Origin of the sequence: Shewanella sp. 11B5 (assembly GCF_002836795.1) — a bacterium.
Taxonomy (GTDB): Bacteria; Pseudomonadota; Gammaproteobacteria; order Enterobacterales; family Shewanellaceae; genus Shewanella; species Shewanella frigidimarina.
Genome location: NZ_PJAP01000241.1, coordinates 1 through 9,422 on the forward strand (window position 1 = coordinate 1; position 9,422 = coordinate 9,422).

Consider the following 9,422-nt stretch of genomic DNA (forward strand, 5'->3'; position numbering starts at 1 on the left):
CGCCGCAGACAGTTATTTACACCCATTTAGTTTGCCTCACGGTCACCAAGAACTCGACTTATGCCCATACTGGTTGCCTCATGCAGAACAAGTCAGCTTTGCCGAAGCCGTTTGCAGCCAGCAAGTATTAACTCAGCTTGGTTTAGCCCCCAAAAGCATTGCCACAGCCCAGTTTCATTTTCAAAATAACTACGGCTATCACCTTAATGCCGCCAAGTTTAGCCAGTTACTCACCGAGCATTGCACTCAAAAACTCGGCGTCACCCATATTCGCGACCATGTCAGCCAAATTATTAATAACCAGCATGGTGACATCGAAAAACTCATTACCAAGCAGAATGGCGAAATTAGTGGCCAGTTATTTATCGACTGCACCGGCGCAAAATCACTACTGTTAGGTGAACATTTACAAGTGCCCTTTTTATGCCAAAAATCGGTGCTTTTTAATGATCGCGCACTAGCGATACAAGTCCCCTATTCTGATGCAAATAGCCCTATTGCGTCTTGCACCCACTCAACTGCACAGCCAAACGGTTGGATTTGGGATATTGGCCTACCAACACGTAAAGGTGTCGGTTATGTATACTCATCAAGCCACACTAACGATATAGATGCCCAGAAAACTCTGTTTAATTACCTCGGTGTTGATGGCGCGGCAGCAGACAAATTGGAGCCACGACAACTGGCCATTAATCCAGGTTATCGTGCTAAATGCTGGCAAAATAACTGTATTGCTATCGGGATGGCGGCAGGGTTTATTGAACCACTAGAAGCGTCGGCTTTGGCATTAATCGAATGGACTGCATCTACCTTGGCCCAGCAATTACCGCCAAACCGCATGGTGATGGATACTATTTCGGCACGAGTTAACGAGCGTTATCAGCAACATTGGCAACAAATTATCGATTTTTTAAAACTGCATTATGTCATCAGTCAACGTCAAGAGGATCGCTATTGGCGCGACCATCGTGAGTCAAACTCAATACCCGACAGCTTACAAGCCATGCTGGAATTATGGCGTTATCAAACACCGAGCCAACAAGATATTAGTTATAAAGAAGCCTTATTTCCGGCAGCCAGTTTTCAATATGTGCTTTATGGTATGGGCTTTAACACCCAATTACCCACACATGTAAAACCGTCGATGCAGCAATTGGCACAGCGACTGTTTAATGACAACCAGCAACGCACCCAAGCACTTAGTAAAAATCTGCCGACTAATCGCGAGTTACTCGATAAAGTGGCGCAATATGGTTTCCCTAAGCTTTAAGACATGACATAAATAATCACGATAACAACGTCAATAAGATTACAAGCAAGATTCACGTACAATAATCATAAAAATACGACGTATTTGAACGAACAAGATAGGACATCAAAATGAGCCAACATGTATTACTAAACAGCATTGAACATAAAGACGTAAAAGTGATGACTCATCGCTCTGCTGCACTAGGCGATAACCTTTGGTACAGCGTGACATTCCCGCAAGAATTTCGCAGCGTGCAAGCCCACTATCCTATCTTTTTTCATAAAGATACTGCCACAGGCCAATTTTACGCGGTGGCACTTTTTGGCTTTCAGCAGAATGACAACGTATTTTTAAGCGAGCAAGGTTGGAGTGCATCATACGTGCCGCTTACTGTGCGTCGCCAACCTTTTCTAATTGGCCAACAAACCGTACTAGAAGATGGTGTAGAACGTCAGCAACGCGTTATTCATGTGGACTTAGACCACCCTAGAGTCAGCGAAAACGAGGGTGAAGCCTTGTTTTTACCTTACGGTGGTAACACGCCATTACTCGATGAAGTCGGCGAAATTCTCGAGGTCATTCATCATGGTTTACAAGACGGTCAACGCTTTGTCGATGCCTTGATTGAACATCAATTGCTGGAATCATTCACTTTAGATATTGAGTTAGACAACGGTCAAAAAAATCAGATGATCGGTTTTTATACCATCAATGAAGAAACCTTAGCCGGATTGTCTGCTGACGCATTAGCAAAGCTGCACCAGCAAGGTTACTTGCAAGCCATTTACATGACATTAGCCTCGCAAAGCAATGTAAGAGACTTACTTAACCTCAAGAATGCTCAAGGTTAATAGTGATGACAGCGGTCCAGACTCAGCACGTCGAACACATCAATGAATGTACATTAGAGAGTGTCATTGATTTAATCCGTGATGCCGACAAACCTATGGTATTTAAGGGGTTGTGTCACCATTGGCCGTTAGTCCAGGCAGGATTAGAGTCAGCACAAAGCGCGATGACTTACCTGCGCCAGTTTTATCAAGGTATGCCAGTAACAGCGTATTATGTCCCGCCAGAACAACACGGTAGAGTGTTTTACAATGAACAACTTGATGGTTTTAATTATCAAGCTGGCCGATTGGACTTTAATCAACTGCTTGACCGATTAAGCCAAGAAATGATTAAAGACATGCCTGCCGGAATGTACATGGGCTCGACCGACATTCACCAATGTTTACCCGGTTTAGGGGCACAAAACAGTTTAGATTTAGCGCCCATGCAACCCTTAACCAGTATTTGGTTGGGCAATCAAACCAAGGTCGCTGCTCATTATGACTTTCCGCTAAACCTAGCGTGTAACGTGGTCGGAAAACGTACCTTTACCCTATTTCCACCCGAACAAATTAGTAATTTGTATGTTGGCCCAATGGAACTGGCACCCGGTGGCCAAGACATCAGTCTCGTTGATATGGAGAACCCCGACTTTGAACGTTTCCCGCGTTTTCAGCAGGCATTAGACGCCAGCCTAACAGCAGAGCTAAGCCCTGGTGATGTGTTATTTATTCCCAGCATGTGGTGGCACCATGTTCGCGGCGTCGATAATTTTAACGTACTCATTACCCACTGGTGGCGCGATACTCCTGGCTTTTTAGGCCGGCCTAACAATGCCTTATTGCACAGCATATTAAGCTTACGCTCTCTGCCTAAAACTCAGCGCCAAGCATGGAAATCGATATTCGAACACTACATTTTCGATCATGACGATGTTGATGACAGTCATATTCCCGACAATGTGAAAGGCATGCAAACTAAGCCATTAGACGAATTAACAGCCCGCAAAATACGCGCTGACTTAATCAATAAATTAAAACGATAATGCTGAACACAGCAAGATATCAAGCCAAACAGGATGCCCAAGATGAATAAATCAATCAAAAAAGTTGTCATTGCCGGTGGTGGAACCGCAGGTTGGATGGCCGCAGCCGCCTTTAGCAAACTGTTGGGCAAAAATCTTGAAATTGTATTAGTAGAATCTGACGAAATTGGCACTATTGGTGTCGGTGAAGCAACCATTCCAACCTTGCATATTTTCCATCGTTTACTGGGCTTAAAAGAACAAGATGTTATGGCAGCCACAAATGCCACCTTCAAACTCGGTATCCAGTTTGAAAACTGGCATGACGTCAACAAAGACTACCTGCATTCATTTGGCTTTTTAGGTAAAGACTGCTGGGCTTGTGGCTTTCAACACTTTTGGCTTAAGGGTAAGCAACAAGGCCTAGTAAGTGACATTGGCGACTATTGCACCGAGCATTTAGCTGCTCGCCAAGGCCGATTTGCAGTGCTTCCTAACCAAGATTACAACCATGCTTACCATATGGATGCGAGCCTTTATGCTAAGTTTTTGCGTAAATTTGCCGAGCACCATGGCATGACCCGCATCGAAGGTAAAATAGCCGACGTATTACTACACGACGACACGGGTAATATCCGCGCGTTAAAGCTTGAAAATGGCGCGTTAATTGAAGGCGATTTATTTATCGACTGCACCGGATTTAAAGCGTTGCTTATTGAGCAAACCTTAAACACTGGCTTTGAAGATTGGAGCCACTGGTTACCGTGTGACAGTGCGATAGCAGTACAAACTGAAGCGGTTCAAAAACCAATTCCTTATACTCGATCGATTGCCCGTGAGTCTGGTTGGCAATGGCGTATTCCGTTGCAAACCCGCACCGGCAATGGTTTAGTGTTTTGCAGTAAATACATTTCTGATGCTGATGCGACTGAATTATTGCTCAATAACATTGAAGGCGCGCCGATTAATCAACCTCGGGTGATTAAGTTTAAAACCGGTACTCGTCGCCAACATTGGAACAAAAACTGTGTCGCTGTTGGCTTATCTGCCGGATTTTTAGAGCCCTTAGAATCCACCAGCATTCATATGATCCAACGCAGCATAGTGCGCCTATTACAGCTGTTCCCGTCGCAAGGTATTATTGATGCCGATATTGCTGAATTTAATCAACAAACTAAAGTTGAAATGGATAACATTCGTGACTTTATTATTTTGCATTACAAGGTCACCGATCGCGAAGACAGTCGCTTTTGGCGTTACTGTAAAAACATGCCGATTCCAGCCTCATTACAACATCGTATAGACATGTTCAGTCAATCAGGCAAAGTCTATAAATACGGCAATGAATTGTTTGGCGAAAGCTCGTGGATCCAAGTGATGATGGGCCAAGGCTTAATGCCAAAAGAATATCACCCTATTGTCGACATGATGGACGAAGCGGAATTAACCAGCTTTTTAAACAGCATTAAAGCAACGGTAAAACGTAAAGTAGATACCTTGCCAGCACACCATGATTTTGTGCAGCATTACTGTAAATCAACCAGCATGTAAGGTTGTAACATGGCAACCGACTCATCTAACAACCGAACGATATCAAGCAAGAGTACTCTATCAAGCAAGAGTATTATCAAGGTGGGGCCATTTACGCCCCATATTGAATTTATTGGCCAACAGCAAACGCCGGTGATTATCATTGATGACTTTGGCGCAGATCTGTCGCAGCTAATTGATATTGCGATAGATGATAGTCAATTTAATCAAGACCAAGGTTCATACTATCCAGGGCAGCGCGCACCGCTGCCCAAACAATATGTAATCGACGTAATTAATGCGGTATATCAGTTGATATATGATACCTACAAGGTGCCACACTCGTTACGCTTAAAGCCCCAACAATGCGTGTTTTCGGTTATCGACAAGCCTGCAAAACGTTTATTGCCGCTGCAATGCATGCCACACTTTGACACCCCAGACCCGCACTATTTTGCGATTCTGCACTATCTCAATGATGGCGACCATGGTGATACCGGATTTTTTCGCCATAACGCCACGCAATATGAACAGATAACACCACACAACATTGACCATTACTTTAATCAGGCACAACCGGTTGTCGATGCACAACAAACGCTGATGCCTGATTATGTGGTCGATAGTAATGATCACTACACCCTTTATCATCAGGTTCAATATCGGCCAAATCGTTTAGTCATATATCCCGGTAACCTACTCCACTCGACGTTAGTCAACTCAGCAACCGACATCGATAGCAGTCCTAAAACAGGACGACTTACCGCGAATATCTTTATCAATTTCAAATAACACAGGGACCTCGTTATGGCTAAGCCACAGCACGGCAACATCTCGTCAAATCATAAAAAGAAAGCGCTTACAGCATGTGTTTCATCACTTATATACTTAGGTGTCAGCCATGCTGCATTAGCAGCACACCCAACCATTACCCCACAAACCTTACATGCATTAACGGTGTTACCAGATAATGAAAAGCTGCGTATTGGCGATCGTATTAGCCAAGTCGAAGATGACATTAACCGCTTATTGCCTCAGTTAACCTTAGAGGAAAAAGTGTCTTTGGTGCATGCCGCGGGCAAGTTTCATATACCTACTATTGAGCGCTTAGGCATACATGAAATGTGGATGTCAGACGGCCCACACGGTGTGCGCTACGAGATCGATCGCAACTCATGGGCACCCGCAGGATGGACTAACGATTACTCGACCTATTTACCGCCGTTAACCGCAATCGCCGCCAGTTGGGATCTTAACATGGCCACGCTGCACGGCAATGTGCTTGGCGCCGAAGCACGTCATCGCAATAAAGATCTTATTTTGGGCCCTGGTGTAAACCTCGCGCGCCTACCGTTATACGGGCGTAACTTTGAATACATGGGTGAAGACCCGTTTTTAGCGGCGAGTTTAGTGGTGCCCGAAATCAAAGCGATTCAGGCCAATGATGTCGGCGCCACCGTAAAGCATTATGCCCTTAATACCCAAGAACTAAACCGCACAAAAGTAAATGCCAAACCTGATGAGCGCACCTTGCGTGAAGTGTATTTACCAGCGTTTGAAGCGGCGGTAAAACAAGCCAACGTACATGCCATCATGGGCGCCTATAACGAATTTAGAGGCACTAACGCCAATCAGAGCGAGCACTTAGTCAATACTATTTTAAAAGGCGAGTGGGGCTTTCAAGGGGTGTTGCTTACCGACTGGAACGTCGACATCAACACTTATGATGCCGCCATGAACGGCCTTGATATTGAAATGGGCACAGATGTCGCTGATTTTGACGATTACTTTATGGCAAAACCGCTACTAGAGATGATTAACGCTGGCAAAGTACCAGTATCGGTACTTGATGATAAAGTCCGCCGTATTTTACGGGTGCAACTCAGCATCGGCATGATGGATAAACACCGTTTATCCGGCGAGCGTAACACACAAGCTCACCGTGATGATGCCCGCACACTGGCTGCAAATGGCATTGTATTACTTAAAAACGATAACAAGGTATTACCGCTACATGCTGACAAACTTAAACATGTCTTGGTACTTGGCCCTAATGCCGATAAACGCCATGGATTTGGTGGCGGCTCATCAGAAGTTAAAGCACTCTACGAAATCAGCCCATTAGCTGGTTTAAAAGCCAAGCTGGGTGACAAGGTCGACATTCAACTAATGCGTCCAGCCAGCAGCCAATTTATGCCGATAGCCAATGACTATTTAACCACACGTCATTGGACTGGCACGCCATCGTGGCAAATTAATTATTACAATGACAACAAGATGACCCAGCTTGCCAGTGAGTCATGGATAGCCGATCCGCAATTTAATGCCAAAGGCCAAAAACAGTTTGTCGACATTAAAGCCAACATCAAACCTATCGAAACGGGCAGCCACAGTTTTAACATAAAAGCTGACGGCCAAGTAGCATTGTACATTAACGATAAACCGCTAATTGCCACCACCCAAGCAGACCAAAGACATGTTATCAGTAAAGCCATGACCTTAACTGCTGGTGAGACTTACGCGGTGAGTTTACGTTACCAAGGCGACAAGCAAGCCACCTTAGGCTGGGAAACGCCCAACAGTTTGTACAATACCGAACAAGAGTATTTAGCCGCAGCCAAGAAAGCTGATGCGGTGATCTACTTTGGTGGCTTAAGTCATGCCGATGACCGCGAGTCTATCGACAGACCTGACATGGTATTGCCAGGCCAGCAAGATGAGGTCATCGCCAAACTGCTCAAAGCGAATCCAAATACAGTGGTGTTTATGATTGGCGGCTCTGCGGTAGAAATGCCGTGGGCAGATAACGCTAAAGCGGTTGTGTGGGGCTGGTATGGCGGTATGGAAGCCGGTAATGCTTACGCGGATATGTTATTGGGCAATCAAAACCCTAGCGGTAAAATGCCAATAACCTTACCGAAAAAACTCACTGACACCGCGCCTATCGCGTTAAACGATTACAACGCCACTGAATCACTTTATAGCGAAGGGGTATTTATTGGTTATCGCTGGTTTGAACAACAAAATATTGCGCCATTATTTGCTTTTGGCCACGGCCTGTCTTACAGCCAATTTAATTACAGCAACATCCGTCTTTCAAGCGCTGACATGGCAAATGATGACATTGCTGACGATGACATTATCACAGTTGAAGTCGATGTCACTAACACCAGTAAAGTCGATGGTGCCGAGGTAGTGCAATTGTATCTGCACGACGTTAAAGCCAGCGTACCGCGTCCAGCAAAAGAGCTAAAAGGCTTTGATAAGTTATGGTTAAAGGCAGGTGAAACCAAAACAGCTAGCTTTACGCTAACCCAACGCGACTTATCGTTTTGGGACGTCAACACTAATAATTGGTTAGCCGAATCAGGCCAGTTTGAAGTGATGATTGGCGCATCGGTTACCGACATTCGTTTGCGTAAACGCTTTGACTATCAACATAAAGCCAAACCTTAACGGTTCAACTTAGTCTCTTATAACCCAACAACTGCCTGCGTCACATTATTCTGTTGGCGCAGGCAGCTCCAAACGTTAACGCTCAATAAATGTCATCAGTTGCTCGGTTAACCTTGTCGATAATGCGCTTTCACCCGCATGATTAAGCAGTAATGCCACACATTCTGCTGTGCATAAACCACCTTCAATTTGATTGCGCCTAAGTGGGTATATCGACTTAGGTGGATTCACTAAAGACACTTTAGGCAATTCCTTTAAATAAGGGCTCTGATTAAACATTTTGCGCGCTTCTTGCCAAGTGGCATCGATAATCACTAAATACTCATACTGCGCTAATAACAAGCCAGCCTCTTGCGTAGTTTCATCATTTGGAAACACTAAGCCTACTTTACCCGCTTCAATCGCAGCCAATAATTCAGCGTCGGGGTGTTTACGGTGCCACTCAACCACCCGCGCGCTATCGCCTAAAACGTGTTTGACTAATTGGCCTGTATTATTAGCACGATCCATTTCTCGTGAATGCGTTAGCAAAATAATTTTCAACATAATTTTAAAAATAACACCTATAAAATGAACCGCTTAACGCCGTAATGACATACCGCAATACCAAAGTAATAAAAACATAACGTCGATAAACACAATTCAATAACCTGAAACGACTGCTTACGATAGACCAATACATTAACGCTATGAAAATACGATATACTCTCGAAAAATCGATTTAGTGTCGCGACCTAATCGATTATAACCACCGTATTCTACCCATAAACCCAAGTTCAGGTTATTTAATGATACTACAGCAAGTTATTGCATTATTTTTCACTATGTTAATTTTGGCGATACTGCCGGGGCCGGCAGTGTTTGCCGTGGTATCAAGAGCATTTTCAAATGGGTTCAAGCATGGCGCTTTTATTACCCTTGGCGTGCTGATGGGCGACTTTGTTTACATCCTATTAGCCTTGTTTGGTTTAGCTGCCATTGCCAATGCGATGGGGCCAGCGTTTGAAATAATAAAGTACGCCAGTGCGCTTTATTTATGCTGGTTAGGTTTCAGTATGTTGCGTGCAACCGCCAAAGGCGTTCAATTAGCAACCATACCGAAAGTGAGCCAATTTAAAAATTTAATCACAGGCCTGCTTATTGCCCTTGGCAACCCTAAAGCATTGATATTTTACGTCAGCTTTTTTCCTGCTTTTGTGCCTATGGTCCATGTTGACCTTATCGATGTGATGATTATACTCGCCACTGCAACCTTGGCTTTTGGTTCAGTTAACCTCACTTATGCATATTTGGCATCAAGTGCAAAACAGGTATTTACCTCCCCTAAAG

8 protein-coding genes are annotated in these 9,422 nt (G+C 44.4%); 7 read left to right on the plus strand and 1 reads right to left on the minus strand.

Translation table 11 applies throughout. The features are described 5' to 3' along the window. The 6 genes from CXF78_RS02830 to CXF78_RS02855 all read left to right on the plus strand — a co-directional run. On the plus strand, window positions 1-1,270 hold a 1,270-nt coding region (locus CXF78_RS02830; RefSeq protein ID WP_102035917.1), incomplete at its 5' end, for a tryptophan 7-halogenase. A 110-nt stretch (window positions 1,271-1,380) separates the two neighbouring features. Then, window positions 1,381-2,103, plus strand: coding sequence for a SapC family protein (locus CXF78_RS02835; protein WP_102035918.1), 723 nt, complete (start codon window positions 1,381-1,383; stop codon window positions 2,101-2,103). 5 nt (window positions 2,104-2,108) lie between these two features. Continuing rightward, on the plus strand, window positions 2,109-3,128 hold the full coding sequence (locus CXF78_RS02840) for a cupin-like domain-containing protein (RefSeq protein WP_102035919.1): 1,020 nt from the start codon (window positions 2,109-2,111) through the stop codon (window positions 3,126-3,128). Between the two features lie 42 nt (window positions 3,129-3,170). Further along, window positions 3,171-4,658 carry a tryptophan halogenase family protein gene (locus CXF78_RS02845; RefSeq protein ID WP_102035920.1) on the plus strand — a complete coding sequence of 496 codons (1,488 nt, stop codon included), beginning with the start codon at window positions 3,171-3,173 and terminating at the stop codon, window positions 4,656-4,658. A gap of 9 nt (window positions 4,659-4,667) precedes the next feature. After that, the gene (locus CXF78_RS02850; RefSeq protein WP_102035921.1) at window positions 4,668-5,429 is read left to right on the plus strand and encodes a DUF6445 family protein; all 762 of its coding nucleotides are present in this window, start codon (window positions 4,668-4,670) and stop codon (window positions 5,427-5,429) included. A gap of 15 nt (window positions 5,430-5,444) precedes the next feature. Then, window positions 5,445-8,093, plus strand: a complete 2,649-nt coding sequence (locus CXF78_RS02855) for a beta-glucosidase (RefSeq protein WP_102035922.1) — start codon at window positions 5,445-5,447, stop codon at window positions 8,091-8,093. A 75-nt stretch (window positions 8,094-8,168) separates the two neighbouring features. On the opposite strand, the gene CXF78_RS02860 is transcribed toward CXF78_RS02855, so the two are convergent. Next, window positions 8,169-8,639 (minus strand): DTW domain-containing protein, encoded by a 471-nt coding sequence (locus tag CXF78_RS02860; RefSeq protein WP_102035923.1) that lies wholly within the window; start codon window positions 8,637-8,639, stop codon window positions 8,169-8,171. A 242-nt stretch (window positions 8,640-8,881) separates the two neighbouring features. Here CXF78_RS02860 and CXF78_RS02865 point away from each other — a divergent pair. Further along, the coding region (locus CXF78_RS02865; protein ID WP_102035924.1) for a LysE family translocator at window positions 8,882-9,422 on the plus strand (541 nt) is incomplete at its 3' end.